18 protein-coding genes are annotated in these 18576 nt (G+C 64.3%); 8 read left to right on the top strand and 10 right to left on the bottom strand.

Going from position 1 to position 18576, the window contains the following annotated elements; all coding sequences use genetic code 11:
• Position 1 precedes the first annotated feature (1 nt).
• Genes NKI96_RS20820 through NKI96_RS20810 form a run of 3 tightly spaced genes read left to right on the top strand, consistent with a single transcriptional unit; the run spans position 2 to position 2747 of the window.
• Complete coding sequence (locus tag NKI96_RS20820; RefSeq protein WP_023667864.1) at positions 2–928, top strand: isoaspartyl peptidase/L-asparaginase; 927 nt, start codon at positions 2–4, stop codon at positions 926–928.
• A gap of 11 nt (positions 929–939) precedes the next feature.
• Complete coding sequence (locus tag NKI96_RS20815) at positions 940–1731, top strand: transporter substrate-binding domain-containing protein (protein ID WP_352805864.1); 792 nt, start codon at positions 940–942, stop codon at positions 1729–1731.
• Positions 1725–2747, top strand: coding sequence for a LacI family DNA-binding transcriptional regulator (locus NKI96_RS20810; protein ID WP_023732245.1), 1023 nt, complete (start codon positions 1725–1727; stop codon positions 2745–2747). Before NKI96_RS20815 ends, NKI96_RS20810 begins: the two co-directional genes overlap by 7 nt.
• Before the next feature lie 81 nt (positions 2748–2828).
• Here the strand turns inward: NKI96_RS20810 and NKI96_RS20805 are convergent, their stop codons facing one another.
• From NKI96_RS20805 to NKI96_RS20780, 6 genes are read right to left on the bottom strand one after another with little or no spacing between them, the layout of a single operon-like run.
• A complete protein-coding gene (locus tag NKI96_RS20805) occupies positions 2829–4088 on the bottom strand; it encodes an ABC transporter substrate-binding protein (protein WP_023667861.1) in 1260 nt (419 codons plus the stop codon).
• A 36-nt stretch (positions 4089–4124) separates the two neighbouring features.
• Entirely contained in the window at positions 4125–4553 is a 429-nt protein-coding gene (locus NKI96_RS20800; RefSeq protein ID WP_023667860.1) for a hypothetical protein, read from the bottom strand.
• On the bottom strand, positions 4550–5605 hold the full coding sequence (locus NKI96_RS20795; protein ID WP_352805861.1) for an aldo/keto reductase: 1056 nt from the start codon (positions 5603–5605) through the stop codon (positions 4550–4552). The genes NKI96_RS20800 and NKI96_RS20795 overlap by 4 nt, the downstream gene beginning before the upstream one ends.
• Entirely contained in the window at positions 5602–5955 is a 354-nt protein-coding gene (locus NKI96_RS20790; protein ID WP_023667858.1) for a TIGR04076 family protein, read from the bottom strand. Before NKI96_RS20790 ends, NKI96_RS20795 begins: the two co-directional genes overlap by 4 nt.
• Entirely contained in the window at positions 5956–6444 is a 489-nt protein-coding gene (locus NKI96_RS20785; RefSeq protein WP_023692247.1) for a DUF3830 family protein, read from the bottom strand.
• Position 6445: 1 nt separating this feature from the next.
• Positions 6446–7168, bottom strand: coding sequence for a GntR family transcriptional regulator (locus tag NKI96_RS20780; RefSeq protein ID WP_023686960.1), 723 nt, complete (start codon positions 7166–7168; stop codon positions 6446–6448).
• A 124-nt stretch (positions 7169–7292) separates the two neighbouring features.
• Between NKI96_RS20780 and NKI96_RS20775 the strand changes: the two genes are divergently transcribed.
• Genes NKI96_RS20775 through NKI96_RS20755 form a run of 5 tightly spaced genes read left to right on the top strand, consistent with a single transcriptional unit; the run spans position 7293 to position 12016 of the window.
• On the top strand, positions 7293–8093 hold the full coding sequence (locus NKI96_RS20775; RefSeq protein ID WP_023692248.1) for an ABC transporter ATP-binding protein: 801 nt from the start codon (positions 7293–7295) through the stop codon (positions 8091–8093).
• On the top strand, positions 8090–8839 hold the full coding sequence (locus NKI96_RS20770; protein ID WP_023692249.1) for a branched-chain amino acid ABC transporter ATP-binding protein: 750 nt from the start codon (positions 8090–8092) through the stop codon (positions 8837–8839). Before NKI96_RS20775 ends, NKI96_RS20770 begins: the two co-directional genes overlap by 4 nt.
• The gene (locus NKI96_RS20765; protein WP_023745643.1) at positions 8836–9744 is read left to right on the top strand and encodes a branched-chain amino acid ABC transporter permease; all 909 of its coding nucleotides are present in this window, start codon (positions 8836–8838) and stop codon (positions 9742–9744) included. The genes NKI96_RS20770 and NKI96_RS20765 overlap by 4 nt, the downstream gene beginning before the upstream one ends.
• Positions 9741–10724, top strand: coding sequence for a branched-chain amino acid ABC transporter permease (locus NKI96_RS20760; RefSeq protein WP_352805897.1), 984 nt, complete (start codon positions 9741–9743; stop codon positions 10722–10724). Before NKI96_RS20765 ends, NKI96_RS20760 begins: the two co-directional genes overlap by 4 nt.
• Complete coding sequence (locus NKI96_RS20755; protein ID WP_023692251.1) at positions 10721–12016, top strand: NAD(P)/FAD-dependent oxidoreductase; 1296 nt, start codon at positions 10721–10723, stop codon at positions 12014–12016. The genes NKI96_RS20760 and NKI96_RS20755 overlap by 4 nt, the downstream gene beginning before the upstream one ends.
• A 130-nt stretch (positions 12017–12146) precedes the next feature.
• On the opposite strand, the gene NKI96_RS20750 is transcribed toward NKI96_RS20755, so the two are convergent.
• From NKI96_RS20750 to NKI96_RS20735, 4 genes are read right to left on the bottom strand one after another with little or no spacing between them, the layout of a single operon-like run.
• Positions 12147–14984: a nitrate reductase gene (locus tag NKI96_RS20750; RefSeq protein WP_023692252.1), complete on the bottom strand. Its 2838-nt coding sequence runs from the start codon at positions 14982–14984 to the stop codon at positions 12147–12149.
• 3 nt (positions 14985–14987) lie between these two features.
• Entirely contained in the window at positions 14988–15317 is a 330-nt protein-coding gene (nirD, locus tag NKI96_RS20745) for a nitrite reductase small subunit NirD (RefSeq protein WP_023692253.1), read from the bottom strand.
• Positions 15318–15322: 5 nt separating this feature from the next.
• Positions 15323–17773: a nitrite reductase large subunit NirB gene (gene nirB, locus NKI96_RS20740; protein ID WP_023692254.1), complete on the bottom strand. Its 2451-nt coding sequence runs from the start codon at positions 17771–17773 to the stop codon at positions 15323–15325.
• A gap of 4 nt (positions 17774–17777) precedes the next feature.
• Positions 17778–18575, bottom strand: coding sequence for an ABC transporter ATP-binding protein (locus NKI96_RS20735; RefSeq protein WP_023682696.1), 798 nt, complete (start codon positions 18573–18575; stop codon positions 17778–17780).
• Between the last annotated feature and the right edge of the window lies 1 nt (position 18576).

Below are 18576 nucleotides of genomic sequence, written 5' to 3'. Positions count from 1 at the left end.
AATGCTGCTGTTAGCCAACAACGAAGCATGGCCGGGATTCGAGACCTCGGTGCAAATGCTGCGCGATGGCGCCGTCAGCCTGGACGCGATGGTTGCCGGCATCGGCATGGTGGAGAAAGAGGTCAAGGTTCGCAGCGTCGGCTATGGCGGCTGGCCGAACATGCTGGGCGAGATGGAGTTCGACGCCGGCGTCATGGATGGCAATACAAGAGAGGTCGGTTCAGTCGGCGCTGTGCCAAGGACCTTGGCGGTCGCTGCCCTGGCCCAGCAGGTGATGAAGCGCCTGCCGCATGTGATGCTGACCGGCGAAGGGGCGCGGCGCTTTGCCAGCGAAATCGGTTTTGCCGAAGACGAAGTCTTGTTCGAGGACAGCAAGCGCGTCTGGTGGGAGCGGCTGCAACAGGAACTCACACCGCAACAGCTGGCGAAATTCCCCGATATCGATCTGGCGCCGCTCAGCCGTACTATCACCGATCCCGAGCGGGTCCGCGACACCACCGTCTTCCTGTCGGCGGATGCGCGGCGCGGCGTCCATGCCGCGAGTTCGACCTCGGGCTGGGCGTGGAAATATCCGGGCCGGCTCGGCGATTCTCCCATTCCCGGCGCAGGCTTTTACGCCGACAGCCGCTATGGCGCGGCGGCGTGCACCCATACCGGCGAGATGACGATGCGCTGCGCCACCGCACGGACCGTCGTGCTGGCCATGAAGCTTGGCCGATCCCTGTCGGATGCGGTCGCGCTGGCGGTCGAGGAACTGGCTGAACTCGACACCGGCTTCCTGGCCGGAGTGGTCATCCACGCCGTCGACGCCGAGCAGAACCACGAGGTGGTGAATTTCAGATGCGAGGGCGAGGTCCGCTACTGGCTCTGGAAGGATTCCATGCCCGCACCCGAATTGCGGGCAGCAAAACGCGTCACTAGAAAATAAGGAGAGGAACCATGAAAACCGTAGTGCGTGCCTTCGCCGCGCTGGCCATCGTGGCCGGTTCGGCATTTCCAGCCCTTGCCGGCATGATTGACGACATCCGCTCACGCGGCACCATTCGCATCGGCGTATCGCTCGGCGGCGAGCCGATCGGCTTTCGGGATGCACAAAACAACCCTGTCGGCTACGATGTCGATGTCGCGACGCTGCTGGCGCAAAAGCTCGGCGTGCCGGTCGAGTTCGTCGACGTCTCGGGCGATGCGCGTATTTCCATGCTGGTGTCGGGACAGATCGATGTCGCGGTCGCAAACACCTCGGCAACGCTCGAGCGGGCCAAGACCGTCAACTTCACCATCCCCTACAACCGGGCCGGGCTGCGCGTCATCGTCCAGAAGGATGCCGGGATAACCGACCTCAAGGGGCTCGCCGGCAAGAAGGTTGTCGTCGGCCGCGGCACCACGGGCGAAACCTTCCTCAAGGCAGCCGTGCCGGACGCAGAGCTCGTTTATGTCGACCAGTTCGCGCCCGACGGGGTTCTGCAGCTGCAACAGAAGCGCGTCGATGCGGCGATCGAGGATTCCTCACTGCTCGATTGCCTCGCAACCAAGACACCGAGCCTGGTGACGCTGCCTGGCCTCTATTCCAACGATCCGATCGGCATCGCGGTCGCCAAGGGCGATCCCGAATTCGTCCGCTGGCTCGACATGTTCGTGTCCGACTTCATCCAGTCGGGCACCTACGAGGCGACCTACAAGAAGTGGTGGGGGCCGGGCTCCAACCCGCCGGCGCTCAACCCGCTGTGGTGACACCCACTACCGGCAACCGATCGGCGCACACTCGAGGCGCCGTCGCAACGATCGCCGATGTCGCGCGGCTGGCAGGCGTGTCGCGTGCCGCGGCGAGCCGTGCGCTGTCGAGCGGACCGCGACCGGTCTCGGCGGACAAACGCGAACGTGTCGTGCAGGCCGCCGCGCAGCTCGGCTACAAACCCAATCTCCTGGCGCAAAGCCTGACCACCAAGACCGTCAATCTGGTTGCCGTCGTGGTCAACCACATTCACGACCTTTCAGATCTCGACCTGTTCGACCGTCTGCTCGACGCAATCCAGTCGATCGGCAAGCAGGTCATCCTCATCCGCATCGGCTCGGCGGAAGGGGTCGAGGATTTTCTGCGCAACGGCGTTGCCTATCATGTCGATGCCGCCGTGGTGTTCTCCGACTTTGCCGATGCAGCGACGGTGCGGCGCATGTTTCGCTCGGACCTGGTCATCATGCTGAACGGACTGCATGACGATCTGTCACCCACCGTCATTCCCGATGAAGGCGTCGGCATCGCCGAGGCCGTGGCGGATGCGGCGGCCAAGCGCGCGCGCACGGCCAGCCTGCTGACCGGCCGTTCGTCCTCGCGGGTCGAACAGCTGCGCATCGGCCACTACCTCGAAGCGTTCCGGCATCATGGAATTGAACTGCTGCAGACGGTCCAGGGAGACTATTCCTACGAGTCGGGCTATGCGGCAGCCGCCGGCCTGACGGGACGCGGCTGTCCCGATGCGGTCTTTTGTACGTCCGACGCGATGGCCATGGGTGTTCTGGATGTCTGCCGGGCGGATTTCCCCGACAACCGGCCCAGCCGCTTCCGCCTCTATGGCTTCGACAATGTGTCCCTGACCAATTTCGACGCCTACCCGATATCGTCAATCGGCTACGACAAATCAGACTATGTGGGTCATATCGTCGGCGCCCTCTCCAATCCGCAGGTCTTCATGCCCGGCCAGCCGCCTGTCGTTATATTGACCCGGCTGATTTCGCGCTTGACCGCGTAACTAGCGCCGATGTTGGACTGCTTGTCCGGCGTCGATCTCCCAGAGCTCGAACGGAGATCGCGCCGGACAATGTACCGGCGCCTACTGCAATTTCGCCTGCAGCGCGTTGACGTCGTCGGTTGTCATTTCACCGTCGGTCGTCACCTTGCCGTCGACGATCTTCCACAGCCGGAACGGACCGGTGATGTCGCCATATTTGTCGAAGCTGACCGGACCGATGACGCCTTCATAGCGGATCGGCCTGCCGTCCTTGATCAGGCCGAGCGCCTTGGCGAACTCGTCCTTGCCGGCATAGATCGGTGTGCCGGCAGGATCGACCGCCTTGTACATGGCATCCTTGATCTTGGCTGGATCCTCGGAGCCGGCAATGGCAATGGCGAGACCGACAATGGCGCCGGCATCATAGGAACGGTCGGCTGCCGGGTTCGACGGTTCGATGCCCGAAAACTCCTTGTAGTTTTTCAGGAAATAGTCGGTGGATGCCGTCGGGCTGGTGCCGGAAGAGGTACCATAGGCATCCTTCAGATAATCGGCGCCGACGGATTCGATGAAGTCCGGGCTGTTCATGCCGTCATTGAGCAGGAATTTCTGCACGCCGCCCTGCGATATCCAGGTGCGGGCGACCGTTGCGCCGTCGACCGGCGTGCTGACGAGGTAGAGTCCGTCCGGCTCGCCTCCCATCGCCGCCGTCACTTCCGAAGCATAGCTCGACTGCTTTTCATTATAGGGCGTGTCGGAGACGATGGTGCCGCCGAGCGCTTTGTAGGCACGCGAGAATTCGGCCACCATGTTGACGCCGAAGTCGTTGTTGACATGGATGATCGACAGTTTCTTGAAGCCCTTGTCGATGGCGTATTTGGCGGCGGCCACGCCTTGCAGCGCATCCGACGTGATGGTGCGGAAGAAGATGCCGTTGGTCTTGCCGTCGCGGCCAAGGGCGGTCAGCGTCGGCGAGGACGAAGCCGGCGACACCTGCACGATCTTGGCCGGCCCGGTGACCGAGGTCAAAATCGGGATCGACACCGAGGAGATGATGCCGCCGATGATCACCGGCACCTTCTTGACCTGTACCAGCTGGGTCGCGGCATCGACCGCGATATTGCCCTGGCTCTGGCTGTCGCGCGTGTCGGTTGCGAGATCGCAGCCGCGTACGCCACCGGCTTCATTGATGTCGCGGAAGGCCATTTCGACGGACTTCGCGCCGGCCTGGCCGTATTCGCCGGCCGGACCGGTGAGCTCCATGACCAGGCCGACGGTGATCTTGCAGTCCGCTGCGTGTGCGGCGCCGGCCATCGTCACGAGAGCCAGTGCTGTGGTGATTTGAAGTATCGTCTTCTTCATTGCCGTTCCCCTTTTCTTGTTTGAACTTTTGCCTGTTCAGCCTTCCGGCGCCTGCAGCCAGGTCTCATGCAGATGCCGCCATTCGACGCCGTTTGGTGCCGATGAACTGGTGGTGAAGACCGCACTGGACTGCCGGCGACTGTGTTTGCCGGCGCGCAGTTGCGCCTCGATGTAGAAGATGACGATCGTGTCCGCGTCCTGCCAACCCGGCCTGATGTCCTCGATCGATATGGCAAAACCGTCGTCGCAAGTGGCGCGGCTTGTCCGGACATGATCTACGACCGCGTCGCGATCGAGGATCTGGCCATTCGGCGCCACCATGGTGAGGCCTTCGCCCATGACAGCCTCGAAGCGGCCGAACTCCACAGCGTCGGCTCGCGCGGCGACAAACCAGTCGACGAAGAAGCGATGCAGGTCGATGATTTCAGCGCTGGCACGCGAAAAAAGGGAAGGCTCTCCGCTCATTTCTTCCCCGCATTGAGGTTGTAATGCATGATCGAGCCGTGGCGGCCATGACGGTCGCGCTCCAGCGCGTAGACATCGCCCGCGAGGCCGGTGCCTTGTGCGATGGCGGCAGCAATCCGCGCGCGATCGTCGGCGTCGAGCGCGACGTCCATGATTTTCGTATTGGCCAGCGCATGTGCCTGGTTGCGCGCACCCACAATGACGGCCGCGACCTGCGGCTGCTCGAGCACCCATGCCGAGGCGATGGTGGCGATGTCGACGCCGTGGCGATCGCCGACCGCTTTCAGCGCCTTGAGCAGGGACTGGAACAGCTCCCAGCCGCCGAAGTCGTCGATGATCAGCTTGTATTTGACCAGCGAGCGGTTTTCGAGCGGCGTGGAGGGCTCGGCCACGCCAAGCCATTTGTCGCTGAGGAAGCCGCCCGCCACCGAGCCGTAGCAGAGGAAGCGGACACCGTTCTTAGCGGCAAGGTCCGCAAGGCTGTTTGCCGGCCGCTGGTCGAGCACTGAATATTGCAGTTGCTGGCTGACCAGCGGGATGCCCGCGGAGAGGATTTCGGCTAGCCTCGGCGTATCGAAATTGGTGGTGCCGAGATTGCGCACCTTGCCTTCCAGCCGAAGCTCGTCGAGCCAACCCATCGCCTCGACGTAACGAGGCTGGTCATAATCCCACCAGTGAAACTGCACGAGGTCGATCCGCTCGGTCTTGAGCCTGCGAAGCGACTGATCGACGATGCCCCTGATGTAGTCGCGGCTGATGCCTGCCAGTCGTTCGAGGTCCGGCACCAGCTTGGTGTGCACCTTCATCCTGGCCGCGACATCGAGACCGCGCTCGCCGGCCAGCCGCAGGCGCGCGGCGCCGATCAGTTCCTCGACGCCGGTGTAGATGTCGGCGCAGTCATAGGTCCAGATGCCGGCATCGAAAGTGGCGATGAGGTCGGTCACCGCCTGGCTGCGGTCGACGGCGCCATGCCCGCCGGCCAGCTGCCAGCCACCGCGGATGACTCGCGAGATCCCATAGCCGGGGCTGAGTTCGATGGTCCTGGCGGTCATCCCTTGTCGGTCTCCTTCGGCAGCGGCACGGCCGTGGTTTCGGCATGGCTGAACCGCCGCTTGGCAAGCCTGACGATGCGGAGCCGGCTGGCGCAATTGGGATCGGGACAGGCGATCTCGGCATCCGAGGTCATCCAGTCATTTGCATGCGTCGGGCGCTGCTTTGCCGCCAGGAGCGGCAACACGGCCGAGATCGAATAGATCGAAAAACCCTGCCCTGCCGGCAGCGAGAGCATTTCGCCCTTGAGTTCGAAATAGTCGCCGGCCCTGGCGCCGCAATAGACCGGCTTGCCCTCGGGGATGACCGCTTCGACGCGCAGATCGAAGAGTTCGAAACTGTCGTCGGCCATTCAGGCCTCCACCAGGCTGAAGGTGATGTCACAGGCGCCGTTGCGGCGGATGACGCCGCAGGCGGCGGCAAACTGATCGCGCTCTCCGGCAAGCACTTGCGCGACCACGCTGCCGGCCAGCCAGCCGATCGGGAACAGCAGCCGCGCCCCCTGCCCGTAGTACAGGCCGATATCGAAGATGGCATTGGGATTGCCGCCCCACACGCGTGGCGGCACATAGGACAGCACGATATCGCCGGGCTGCGGCGTCACCGTTGCATTCTCCGGTGGCAAAGACTGGGCATAGGCCTGGCCGTGGAGATCGGCTGACGGAACCGGGCACGAGATTTCCGGTCCTGTCCACATCGCATGGATGCCTGGGATGATGCGTGGCTGCGCCAGATACGCCAGCAGGAAGGCGGCATTCTCCGGCGCCTTTTCGGGCAATAGCAGCGCCGTCACGGAAAGCTTCGAGCGTGGTTCTGTGATGCCGATGGCGGGCTTGGGCATGTCAGTCCTTCGCCGATTGAAGTTTGTCGCGCAGGAAGGCGAAGGGGCGGCTGATGTCGGCTACCAGCGCCTCGCGCGCCGCTTGCGCATCCTGTTTGGCAAGTGCCGCGACAATTCGACGATGATAGTGGGCGGTATCAACCTCGCCTGCCTCGGAGAAGGCATAGATGGCGACGCGGATGCAGGGACCCGATTGAAGCCAGAGGCTTTCGATCATCGGGATCAGCACAGCCGAGCCGCAGCAGCGGTAGATCTCAAAATGGAAGCTCTGGTTGAGCGTCGCTTCGCGATCGATATCCTTCTTGTGCTTCAGGGCCCGCATCTCGTCCCACTCGCCCAGCATGGCTTCGATCGATGCGATCTGGCGCGGGCTCATGCGCCTGGCGGCAAGCGCTATCGCTTCGCCTTCGATGAGGGAGCGGGCACGCAGGAGGTCGTCGATGCGCTCCAGCGTGATCGGCGGCACGCGCACGGAACGGTTGGGCAGCGCCTCCAGCGCCTTTTCCGTGATCAGCCGGCCGAGCGCTTCGCGTACCGGCATGGTCGAGGTGACCAGCGCATCGGCAAGACCACGGATGGTCAGCACCTGGTTTGGCTCGAAAAGGCCACCGATCAGAGCACGGCGCAACTCGGAATAGACGCGATCCTGCACCGTCTCGCGGCCGACCGGCGTAAGCTGGGCTGCGATCGTCTCGTTGTTCTTTTCGATGGCAGCCTTCTGCATTACCGGCATTTGCCCCGTTTTCGGCTTGCGAATGAAATTAAAGCCGAATAGCGTGATCAAAGCAAGTGTGATCACAAATCAAAAATCAGGAGGCGACAACGATCGTCTTCGGCCAGAGGGTTTGATGAGCGATGCAGCGGAGCGCCAAGGGCAGGAGACCCGTGCGCCAGTTCTGACGGCACGAAACGTCGTCAGGCGTTTTGGCGGCCTTGTCGCCGTCAACGATGTCTCGTTTGATGTCAAAGCGGGCGAAATCCTCGGCCTGATCGGGCCGAATGGCGCCGGCAAGACGACGATGTTCGATCTGTTGGCGGGCAGCATATTGCCAACCAGCGGCGATATCCTGCTCAATGGCACGCGCGTCTCCGGCGAAGCCGCTCATCTGCGTATCGGCCGTGGTCTTGGCCGCACCTTCCAGATCCCGCGCCCCCTGCCCAATCTGACGCTGATCGAAAACATCATGCTGGCGGCGCAGGGCCAAGCCGGCGAAAAATTGCTCGCCAACTTCGTCACGCCGTGGCGAGTGGCGGCACAGGAAAGAGCAGCCAGGGCAAAGGCACTCGAGCTGCTGGATTTGGTCACTCTCACCCATCTCGCGCACGAGCCGGCACGCGTGCTTTCCGGCGGCCAGCGCAAGCTGCTCGAACTCGCCCGCGTCATGATGGCCGATCCGGCGATCATCCTGCTCGACGAACCGGCCGCCGGCGTCAACGCGACGCTGCTCGAGATCATCATCGACCGCATCCGCGACATCAACGCGCACGGCATCACCTTTCTGCTGATCGAGCACAATATCGACATGGTGACGCGGCTCTGCCACCGCGTGCTGGTCATGGCGAGCGGCCAGTTGCTCAGCGAAGGCACGGCAGAGGAAGTCGCCCGCGACCCGCGCGTCATCGAGGCTTATCTCGGGGGCGCCACATGAACGAGACCGTCCTCGACGTGCGCAACCTCGAAGCCGGCTATGAGCTTGGCGTGCCGATCGTGCGCGGCGCCTCGATCACCGTCGGCAAGGGCGAGATCGTCGTCGTGCTCGGTCCCAACGGCGCCGGCAAGTCGAGCTTCATCAAGGCGATCGCCGGCCTTGTCCCGATCACCGGCGGCACCGTATTTCTGGACGGCAAGGACATCACCGCCGCTCCCGCGCACACCATGGTTCGGCTCGGCCTGGCCTTCGTACCGCAGACGGAGAACATCTTCCCGCTGATGTCGGTCGAGGACAATCTGAAGGTCGCCTGCGGCATCCTCGAGCGACGCGAAATCCCTGCCCGCATCGAGGAAATGTATGCGGCCTTCCCCGACCTCGTCCGCCAGCGCCGCACCGCCGCCGGCAATCTGTCGGGCGGACAGCGGCAGATGCTCGCCGTCGCACGTGCGCTGATCGTCCATCCCAAGGTGCTGCTGCTCGACGAGCCGTCGGCCGGCCTGTCGCCGAAATTCGTATCGATGGTGTTCGAGATGCTGGCCGGCATCCGCAGGTCCGGCGTCACCATCCTGCTGGTCGAACAGAACGCCAAGGCAGCGCTGGCCATCGGCGACCGCGCCTATGTGCTGGTCGAAGGCAAGGACCGGCACGAGGGTGTGGCGTCCGAATTGTGGAACGATCCTGTCGTCGCCGAACTCTATCTCGGCCAACGCCCGTCTCACGCCGGCAAGGAAGGCGCGGCATGAGCCTGCAATTTGTCGTCGATGGGTTGCTGACCGGCTCGATGATCGGACTTGGCGCCATCGGCGTGACGCTGACCTATTCGATCCTGCGCTTCTCGAATTTTGCCCATGGCGACTTCATGGCCTGGGGCACCTATGCGACGCTCGCCGTCGTCAGCGCCATCGGCGCGATGTTCGGCAAGGTGGCGCCCATTGGACCGCTGTCTTTCGGCTGGCCGCTGCTGGTTGCGCTGGTTGTCGGCATGACTTTCACCGCCCTGCTGGCGCTGTTGCTCGACAAGGTGCTGTTTTCGCGGCTTCGCTCGCAGGGGCAAGCCATCATCGTGGTGATGGCGAGCTTCGGCGCCTCGATGGCGCTGCGCAGCCTGCTCGAATTCACCTTCAGCTCACGGCCGACCTATTTCAGCCGCGCGATCCAGATCGCCATGCCGGTCGGCTTCGGCATCCGCATCACGCCCGATCAGATCGCGCTTCTGCTGCTGACCGCCGTGCTGGTGCTCGGCGTGCATCTGTTGATGACACGCACGCAGACCGGCCGCTCCATGCAGGCGCTGAGCCAGAATGCAGCGCTGGCCCGCATCGTCGGTATCGATGTTGCCTCCGTTGTGCGTGTCACCTGGATCATCGGCGGGGCGCTGGCCTGCGTGGCCGGCGTGATGATCGGCATTCTGGTGCAGATCCGCCCGTTCATGGGCTTCGACATGCTGCTGCCGATGTTTGCAGCAGCCATCCTCGGCGGCATCGGCAGCATTCCGGGCGCTGTGCTCGGCGGCTTGATCATCGGTCTTGCCGAAGCCGGTGCGGTGCAGCTGATCGGCGCCGAATGGCGCGCCGCAATCTCCTTCATCATCCTGATGGCGGTGCTGTTCGTTCGGCCGATCGGCCTGTTTGGTGTGAGGGAACGCTGATGGACCTGCTCGGCTACGGCGCCTTCTTCCTGACCACCGCACTGATCTTTTCGCTGGTCACACTGGGGCTCAATCTGCAGTGGGGGCTGACTGGCCTTTTCAATGTCGGCCTTGCCGGATTCGTCGCCATCGGCGCCTATACATCGGCGCTGCTGACGACCCCGGACGATGCCGCGCGCTTCGGCGGCTTCGGTCTGCCGATCCTGGTCGGCTGGGCGGGCGCCATGGTCGTCGGCGGTATCGCCGCAGCACTTACCGGCATGGCCACGCTGCGTCTGCGATCCGACTACCTGGCGATCACCACCTTCGGCGTCGCCGTCGTCGTGCAGCTGGTCGCGCTCAACGCGCAGAAACTCACCGGCGGCCCGTTCGGCATCGGTTTCATCCCGCGCCCGTTCGGCGGCCTTGCCGAAACGCCGCTGCTGTTCAACCTGTCGAACCTCGCCGTCGTTTCGGCTGTGACGCTGATCGCCTATCTCGCTCTGGAGCACCTGTCGCGCAGCCCCTGGGGCCGCGTGCTCAAGGCGCTGCGCGAGGACGAGCGAGCGGCGATTTCGCTGGGCAAGAGCGCGCGCTTCTACCGCGTCCAGGCCTTCGCCGTCGGCGGCGCTATCATGGCGCTGGCCGGCGCTTTGCAGGCGCATTTCACCGGCTTCATCGCGCCCGATAACTATCTGCCGATCCTGACCTTCCAGGTCTGGGTGATGCTGATCGTCGGCGGCTCGGGCAGCAATGCCGGCGCCGTTGCCGGCAGCATCCTGGTCTGGACGATATGGGCGGGGTCGGGCACGCTGACCAGCGTGCTGTTTGCGCCCGAGCAGCAAGCACGCGCGGCCTCACTGCAGATCGTCGCCATCGGCGTCATGCTCTGCGTCATCCTGCTGATCCGGCCTAACGGATTGTTCGGCGACCGGCCGCGCCGACCGAAGCCCGGCACACAGACAAAGGCGGCGGCCAACGAGAACGAGGCCGGATCATGAATGCCATGATCCGGCAGCAAGCGTATGGCGTTTCGCTCTGGCATGCCGTCAGCCGCAACCGCCGCGACCGGGGCGCGCTGCAAGGCGGACTCGACGTCGATCTCGCGATTGTGGGCGGCGGCTTTTCCGGCCTGTCGACGGCATTGCATGCCTCTGAGAAAGGGCTTTCGGTCGCGGTCCTCGAAGCCGAATTCATCGCTTGGGGTGCGACCGGCCGGAATGCCGGCTTCGTCGTTCCGAACTTCGCCAAGCGGGATCCAGACGACATCATCACCGAACTCGGACCCGAGCGCGGCGGGCGCCTGGTTGACTTCGCCGCCGGCAGCGCTGATCTCGTCTTCGGCCTGATCAAGAGGCACGGCATCGAATGCGACGCTGTGCAGAATGGTTGGATCCAGCCGGCGCATTCGTCCGCCGCGCTGGAAAAGACGCGATCGCGCGCCGAGCAATGGGCGGCGCGGGGCAGGCCGACCGTTGCGCTCGATGCCATGGCGGTCACGACGCTCACCGGTATCGGCGGCTACGCCGGCGGTTGGATGGATAACTCGGGCGGCGTCCTCAATCCGGTCGAGTATGCGCGCGGCCTGGCCGATGCCGCCGAAAAAGCCGGCGCGCGGATCTTCGAGCAGACGCGCGTCGCTTCCATCGACCGCGCTGCGGATGGCTGGACCTTGACGACCGCATCCGGCGCCGTGCGTGCGGGCAAGGTGGTGATCGCCACCAACGCCTATGGCGGGGCACTGAACCGGACACTGGCGCGGACCTATATCCCGCTGAAAGTCTTCCAGATCGCCACTGCGCCGCTGTCCCGGGCCATACGCGCGCGCCTGCTGCCCGGCGGCCAGGGCGTCGGCGACACCAGGCGAAACCTGTTCACGTGCCGCTTCGATGGCCAGAACCGGCTGATCAGCGGCGGCATGCATGTCGTCGGAGCCGGCGCTGAGACGCGCATGCCGCAAACGATCTGGCGACGGCTCGCCAGGCATCTCGATTTGCCTGACCTGCCGCCGCTTGCCTACAGCTGGACAGGCGTGGCGGCGGTGGTGCCGGATTTCCTGCCGCGCCTCATCGACCTCGGCCCGGGCCTGATCGCCGGCTTCGCCTGCAACGGCCGCGGCATCGCCATGACCACGGTAATGGGCAGAGTGCTGGCGGACTGGGCGAGCGGAACGGACGCCCGATATCTGCCGCTCCCCTTCGCACCGCCAGCGCCGATCCCGCTGCACAACCTCGTGCGCTATGCACCGAATATGCTGCTCCCCTGGAGCATCCTGCGCGACCGGCTGGATTAGACAGCCAAGCCAGGTGATCCTCCTGCCGGCGCGCTCACAGCGACCCGAAAAGGACCGCCACACCTTCCGCAATCGATGACCGTGGTGGCCCAAGAGGATATAATCAGATCCCCTCCCCATCCAGCCGCATCTACTCCGCAGCCTGAACCCGATTGGCCTGGATGACCGCCCGGATCTCGGACCGGCAGGAGCCGCAATTGGTGCCGGCCTTCAGGGCGCCGCCTATGGCTTCGACTGTCGCGCACCCGGCTGCCACTGCCGCCGCGATCTGGTTGACCCCGACGCTGAAACAGGAGCAGACGGTCGCGCCCGCATCGGGCCGATCGGCGCCGGCGCGACCGGCGACGATCCTGAAGCGTTCGCGCTGGCTGGTGTGAACCTCCTGGAGTTGCTGTGCCGCCCAACCCCGCGAAACCGCCACCGGTCCCGACGCGATAAACAAAGCCCCGGCGAGGTGCTGGTCGTCGAAGGCAGCAATACGATGCTGGCCGGTATCGCGGTCGTGATAAGCGAGCGTATCGGCTACGGGAACATCGAAAAGCGAACCAGCAAAACCAGCCCAGTCGATGTCGTCGTCAGCAAAGGCAAGCTCCACCCGCCAGCCGCCCTTGCATTTGGCCACGGCCCAGTAATCTGCTGCGACCGCCACCGGCTTGCGGCGCACCACGGCGAAGCCGAAGGCTCTCGCGGCGAACTTCTCGATGCGGGCGCCGACATGTTTCAGCCCAGGCTGACCGGAAACCGGATCGGTCAGAGGCGCGGTCAGCGTGTCGAGCCGGCCTTTTGCCGAAAACTGGTCAGTCCAGTGCATCGGCGCAAACACGCTGCCCTGGCGCTGGCGTGCCGTCACCAGCGCGCGCACCAGCACATCGCCGCGCGGGCTGGAGACGCGCACGATGTCGGCGTCGCCAATGCCGTGATGCGTGGCATCCGCCGGGTGGATCTCGACGAAGGGCTCGGCCATGTGCTGGGAGAGACGTGGGCTTTTCCCAGTGCGGGTCATCGTGTGCCAATGGTCGCGAACACGGCCGGTGTTGAGGATCAGCGGATAGTCCGGGCTGGTGCGTGTCTCGACGATGGGACGAATGGCGATGAAGCGGGCCTTGCGGTCGGGATTGTAGAAATTGCCGTTGGCGAAGAAGCGGGTGTTGGAAGGGTCAAGTCCCGCTTGAACACCCCCCTCTGTCCTGCCGGACATCTCCCCCGCAAGGGGGGAGATTGGCAGCTTTGACGCCGGCATATCTTCTGCATCGTTGGAAATTGGCGAAGGCCGAGGCGACGGCTGATCTCCCCCCTTGCGGGGGAGATGGCCGGCAGGCCAGAGGGGGATGGCTGGGCTCGGCGCCGGCCATTGGAAAGGCTCAAGCGCTGCATAGGCCTCCTTATCAACACCAGCATAACCACCAATATCGAAATCCCGTGCGCCGTCATTCTCGAACCCCGACAGCGCGGCGTGTTCGGCGAAGATTTCCGCTGGCGACGAATAGGAAAACGCCTCGTCAAACCCCATCCGCTTGCCCACCTCGGCGACGATCAACCAATCCGGCCGCGCCTCACCAGGCACCGCAAGAAAGCTGCGCTGGCGCGAGATGCGGCGCTCTGAATTGGTCACGGTGCCGTCCTTCTCGCCCCATGCGGCGGCGGGCAGCCGCACATGGCCGTGGCGCACGGTGTCCGTGCTCGCCAGCACATCCGAAACCGCGACAAACGGGCAGGCCTTGATCGCTGCCTCGACGGCATCGGCATCCGGCATCGAATCGACCGGGTTGGTGGCCATGATCCACAGCGCCTTGATGCGCCCGTCGGCCACCGCCTGAAACATCTCGACCGCCTTCAGACCGGGCTTTTGGGCGACGGCCGGCGCATTCCAGAAACGCTGCACGCGGTCGCGGTGCTCGGGGTTTTCGATCTCCATATGGGCGGCCAGCATATTGGCCATGCCGCCGACCTCGCGGCCGCCCATGGCGTTGGGCTGGCCGGTCACTGAAAACGGCCCTGCCCCAGGTTTGCCGATGCGGCCGGTGGCGAGATGGCAGTTGATGATGGCGTTGACCTTGTCGGTGCCCGAAGACGACTGGTTCACTCCCTGGCTGTAGACCGTGACGGTTTTCGCAGTCGCGGCGAACAGGTTGTAGAAGCGGGTGAGCTCGTCCTCGCTCAGGCCGGTGGCGGCGGCGATGCCGGCAAGGTCGAGCGCCGATGCGGCGAAGAGAGCTTGGCCGAAGCCGGTCGTGTGTGCGGTCACATAGCCACGGTCGAGTGCGTTGTGCTGGCCGAGCCAGGCGAGCAGACCAGTGAACAAAGCAACGTCGCCATCCGGCGCGATCGCCAGGTGAATGTTGGCGATATCAGCGGTCATGGTGCGGCGCGGGTCGACCAGCACGACCTTCATCTCCGGTCGTTTTTCCCGGGCCGCCGCGATGCGCTGGAAGAGCACGGGATGGCACCAGGCGAGATTGGAGCCGACCAGCACGATCAGGTCGGCGAGCTCGAGATCCTCGTAGGTGCCGGGCACGGTGTCGGAGCCGAAGGCGCGGCGGTGGCCGGCAACCGAGGAGGCCATGCATAGCCGCGAATTGGTGTCGATGTTGGCCGAGCCGATGAAGCCCTTCATCAGCTTGTTGGCGACATAGTAGTCTTCGGTCAGCAACTGGCCGGAGACATAGAAGGCGACGGAGTCAGGACCGTGCTCGGCGATGGTTTGCGAAAAGGTCGAAGCGACGCGGTCGAGCGCCTCGTCCCAGCCGGCACGGCGACCGTGGATTTCGGGGTAGAGCAGCCTGCCGTCGAGGTCGATGGTTTCGGCCAGGGCCGAGCCCTTGGAGCAGAGCCGGCCGAAGTTCGCTGGATGATTGGGATCGCCGCGGACGCTGACTTCACCGTCCGCGGCGACTTTCGCCAGCACGCCGCAACCCACCCCGCAATAGGGGCAGGTGGTCCTCACCTCGCGCGCTTCGCCCAGTTCCATGCTTCAGGCCGCGCGGCTGGCTAGCGCTTTCAGCGCAATGAACAGGTGCTCGCCCTCGATGCGCACAGGAATGGTGCGCACTGCGCCCTCGTCGGCGCCGAGCGCCTTGCCCGTCTCCAGCGAGATGACCCAATTGTGCAAGGGGCAGGTGACGGCGGTGCCGTGGACGATGCCTTGGCTCAGCGGCCCACCTCTGTGCGGGCAATGGTCGTCGATGGCGTAGACCTGATCGTCCTGCGTGCGGAAGACGGCGATCTTACCCTCGGGTGTAGCGATGCAGCGCGCTCCGCGGCGGGGGATGTCGGAGAGTGAGCCGATTGCGATCCAGTCCATTTTAATCACTCCGCAGCCTGCGCAAACCCGACAGAAGCCATTGGCCGGAACTCGTGCTTGTCCTTGCCGGAGACGCGTTCCGACCACGGGTCGACCTGGGCGAATTTCTGGCTGAAGACGAAGCGTTCGTAATAGGCCTTGCGCTTGGCGCCGTCGTCCATGATCTGGCGCTTGATCTCGGGGATGCCGATGCGCTTGGCCCATTTGTAGATGCGCTCGAGATAGCGGCCCTGCTCGCGGTACATCTGCGTCAGCGCCACGATATGCTCCAGCGCCTCGTCCTCGGTCTTGACCAGGCCAAGCACTTCGGTGCCCTTGATGTCGAGCCCGGCGGCGCCGGCGAAATGGATCTCGTAGCCACTGTCGACACAGATCACGCCGACATCCTTGCAGGTCGCCTCGGCGCAGTTGCGCGGACAGCCCGATACCGCCATTTTGACCTTGGCCGGGGTCCACGAGCCCCACATGAATTTCTCGATGCGAATGCCGAGGCCGGTCGAATCCTGCGTGCCGAAGCGGCACCAGTCGGAGCCGACACAGGTCTTCACCGTGCGCAGGCCCTTGGCGTAAGCATGGCCTGAGACGAAGCCGGCCTGGCCGAGATCGGCCCACACCGCCGGCAGATCCTCCTTGCGGATGCCCAGCATGTCGATGCGCTGGCCGCCGGTGACCTTGACCATCGGTATCTCGAACTTGTCGACGACGTCGGCGATGGCGCGCAGTTCGGCGGCGTTGGTGACGCCGCCCCACATGCGCGGCACCACCGAATAGGTGCCGTCCTTCTGGATGTTGGCGTGGACGCGTTCGTTGATGAAGCGCGACTGATAGTCGTCGGCGTAATCGTTCGGCCAGTCGCAGACGAGGTAGTAGTTGAGCGCCGGCCGACATTTTGCGCAGCCGCAGGAGGTCGTCCATTCCAGCTCCTGCATGACGGCGGGAATGGTCTTCAGGCTCTTGGCGATGATCAGCCGGCGCACCTCGTCATGGCCGAGCGTGGTGCAGCCGCACATCGGTTGCACGGCGGCCGGGTTGTATTTGTCGCCGATGGTCAGCACCATCAGTTTCTCGACCAGCCCGGTGCACGAACCGCAGGAAGCCGATGCCTTGGTGTGGGCGCGCACGTCGTCGAGCGAAGCCAGGCCCTTGGCCGTGATCGCGCCGGTGATCTTGCCCTTGCAAACGCCGTTGCAGCCGCAGATTTCCGCATCATCCGGCAAGGCTGCAACGGCCGCCATAGGGTCCAGCGGGGCACCCCCCTGGTAGGACTGGCCGAAGATGAGCGTGTCGCGCATCTCCGATATGTCGGTCTGCTTCTTCTTGAGGTCGTTGAACCAGGCGCCGTCAGCCGTCTCGCCATAAAGCACGGTGCCGATGATGCGGTCGTCTTTCAGGACAAGGCGCTTGTAGACGCCGGCGGCGGCATCGCGCAGCACGATCTCCTGGCGGTCCTCGCCTTCGGCGAAGTCGCCAAGCGAGAACAGGTCGATGCCTGTGACCTTGAGCTTGGTCGGCGTGTCCATGTGGACGAAGGCCGCTGCCTCGTTGCCGGCCAACTGGCTCGCGGCAACACGCGCCATCTCGTAGAGCGGCGCGACCAGCCCGTAAACCTGGCCGTTGACCTCGGCGCATTCGCCGAGCGCGTAGATGTCGGGGTCGTTGCTGCGCATGCCGGCATCGACGACGATACCACGATTAACGGCTATGCCGGCCTCTCTGGCCAGCGCCGCATTCGGCCGGATGCCGACCGCCATCACCACCAGCGTTGCCGGGATAATAGTGCCGTCGGCAAGCTCCACCTGCCCGACCTTGCCGTTGCCGGTGATCGCCTGGGTGTTGGCCTTGGTGATGACCTTGATGCCGCGCTGTTCCACCGCGCGCTGCAGGAGATAGCCGGCGGCTGGATCGAGCTGACGCTCCATCAATGTCGGCATGACATGCAGCACGGTGACGTCCATGCCTTGGGCGTTCAAACCTGCTGCCGCCTCCAGCCCGAGCAGGCCGCCGCCGATGACCACGGCCTTGGCGCGCGACTGGGCGGCAAGCATCATGGCCTGAACATCGTCGAGGTCGCGATAGGTCAGCACCCCCGGCAGATCATGGCCGGGCACCGGAATGATAAAGGGCACCGATCCGGTGGCGATGACGAGCTTGTCGTAAGGCTCGGTGACGCCGTGGTCGGAGGTGACGGTCTTGGCCGCCCGGTCGATGGCGACGATCTTGTGACCCTTGTAGAGGGTGATGTTGTTGGCGATGTACCAGCCGTCGCCGTGGATGATGATTTCCTCATAGGCCTTTTCGCCGGAGAGAACCGGCGACAGCATGATGCGGTCGTAGTTCACCCGCGGCTCGGCGTTGAAGATGGTCACGGTGTAGCGGCCCGGCGCCTGTTCGAGCAGATGCTCCAGCATGCGCCCAGGGGCCATACCGTTGCCGATGATGACGAGTTTTTCGGTCATGGCGTTACTCCGCGGCTTCGACGAAGCGATGACGTTCATAGAGGAACTTCAGCACCGCTTCGCGGCAGCGCAAAAAGGTGCGGTCGGAAGAGAGTTCGACGCGGCGACGCGGCCGCGCCAGCGGCACCGCCAGCACCTCGCCGATGGTCGCCGCTGGACCGTTGGTCATCATGACGATGCGGTCGGACAACAGCACCGCCTCGTCGACATCGTGGGTGATCATGATCGTCGTCGAGCCAAGCCGGGAATGGATGTCCATCACCGCATCCTGCAGATGGGCGCGCGTCAGCGCGTCGAGCGCTCCGAACGGCTCGTCGAGCAACAGGATCTTCGGCTCCATGGCAAGCGCCCGGGCAATGCCGACGCGCTGCTTCATGCCGCCCGATATCTCGGCCGGCCGCTTGTCCTTGGCATGGGCCATCTGCACGAGATCGAGATTGCGCATGATCCAGTCATGCCGTTCGGTCCTGCTCTTGGAACGACCAAAGACTTTCGATACCGCCAGGCTGATGTTTTCGTAGACGGTGAGCCATGGCAGCAGGCTGTGGTTCTGAAACACCACGGCGCGCTCGGGTCCGGGGCTGTCGACCTCCTTGTTTTCGAGCAGCACGGCGCCGGCGGAAACCTTGGTCAGCCCGGCGATCAGATTGAGCAAGGTCGACTTGCCACAGCCGGAATGGCCGATGATGGAGACGAATTCGCCCTTGTCGATGGTCAGCCTGATGTCCTTGAGCACCTCGCTGACCTGACCGCCGCGGGCAAAGGATTTGTCGATATGGTCGAGCTTCAGATAGGCCGTCATC

The sequence above is a fragment of the Mesorhizobium sp. M0292 genome (assembly GCF_040321695.1).
GTDB lineage: Bacteria > Pseudomonadota > Alphaproteobacteria > Rhizobiales > Rhizobiaceae > Mesorhizobium.
Note: the sequence above shows the minus strand (reverse complement) of the source record. Positions and strands in the feature narration are given on the sequence as shown.